The sequence below is a fragment of the Streptomyces sp. SID13726 genome (genome assembly GCF_010548375.1).
Lineage (GTDB): Bacteria > Actinomycetota > Actinomycetes > Streptomycetales > Streptomycetaceae > Streptomyces.
The window spans coordinates 1-508 of record NZ_JAAGLY010000277.1 but is presented as its reverse complement, the minus strand read 5'-3'; the positions used below and the strand labels follow the sequence as shown (position 1 = coordinate 508).

Below are 508 nucleotides of genomic sequence, written 5' to 3'. Positions count from 1 at the left end.
AGCACTTCTGGTGGGGCTCGGTCTTCCTCCTCGCCGTCCCGGTGCTCGTGCTGCTGCTCGCGCTCGCGCCGTTCTTCGTGCCCGAGTCGCGCGACCCCGCCCCGGGCCGCATCGACGTCGTGTCGATCGTGCTCGTCATGGCGACCATGACCCCCGTCGTCTACGGCATCAAGATGCCCGCCAAGTCCGGGGCGAGCACCCTCGCGCTCGGGAGCGTCGTCGTCGGGCTGGTCGCCGGGACGCTGTTCGTGCGCCGCCAGCTCCGCCGGCCCGACCCGATGATCGACGTGCGGCTCTTCGCCCACGGCGCGTTCAGCGGCGCCGTGCTCGTCAACCTGCTGTCGGTGTTCTCGCTCGTCGGGTTCCTGTTCTTCGTCTCCCAGGACGTGCAGCTCGTGCTCGGCCTCACCCCCATGCAGGCGGGCGTCGCGCTCCTGCCCGGCCTGCTCGTCATGATCGTGGCGGGCCTGGGCGGCGTGCGGGTCGTGCGCCGCGTGCGTCCCGCGCA

At 72.0% G+C, this 508-nt stretch carries 1 pseudogene; it reads left to right on the top strand.

What is annotated here, in order from left to right:
- A pseudogene (locus G3I78_RS47605) lies at nt 1-508 on the top strand (MFS transporter); the annotation flags it as partial.